The organism is Aerococcus sp. L_32 (assembly GCF_050689315.1).
This window is the reverse complement of record NZ_JBOEQF010000896.1, coordinates 1-762: the sequence shown is the minus strand read 5'-3', so window position 1 is coordinate 762 and position 762 is coordinate 1. Positions and strand designations below refer to the sequence as shown.

Annotated in this window: 2 protein-coding genes; both read left to right on the top strand. The window is 39.2% G+C overall.

Translation table 11 applies throughout. The features are described 5' to 3' along the window. Positions 1-484: NADPH-dependent FMN reductase (locus tag ACRCJ0_RS17195; protein ID WP_431391373.1), on the top strand; the 484-nt coding region annotated here is incomplete at its 5' end. Between the two features lie 17 nt (positions 485-501). Then, positions 502-762 (top strand): NADPH-dependent FMN reductase (locus tag ACRCJ0_RS17190; protein WP_431391374.1); only part of this gene is annotated, 261 nt, incomplete at its 3' end.

The following is a 762-nucleotide window of genomic DNA, read 5'->3' as shown; positions in this document are numbered from 1 at the left end:
GCCTGTTTTTACCCAACCAGAAGACAAAATTGCACCTGAGATTGTCCAAGCTATCTCGAAAAAAATCACTGAAGCTGATGGGGTGATTATTTCAACACCTGAATATGACCACTCAATTACCGCTGGTTTGAAATCCTTATTAGAATGGATTTCCTATACTGACCAAGCACTCATGGATAAAGCGGTGATGATTGTTGGTGGCTCACTAGGTAGCTTAGGGACTTCTCGTGCACAAAATCATCTACGTCAAATCCTTGATTCACCTGAATTAAAAGCACGTGTCATGCCAGGTACTGAATACTATTTATCTAATTCAGGTAAAGCTTTTGATGAAGATGGCCACTTAATCTATCCAGAGAAAGTTGTTGAACTAGAAAAACATTTCACCGAATTCATTGGCTTTGTTGAAATCCTTGCACAACTGCGTGAACAAGGGCAATTAACAAGCCGTCGGGACACAAACTTTTCGTGGGAAATTGGCTAAGGAGGACATGATACATGATGAAATTTATTGCTATCGCTGGTAGTGCCGCTGAAAAATCATATAACCGGACTTTACTTGAATTTATGCAAAAGCACTTTGCTAATAAAGCTGAAATAGAGATACTAGACCTTCGCCAAGTACCTATATTCGTAGAAACTGAAGAGCAAGATGACTTACCAATTATTCAAACTTTTAATGAGAAAATCTCTGCTGCAGATGGGGTCATTTTAGCTACACCTGAACACAATCACTCCATCCCTTCTGCCCTAAAAAATATC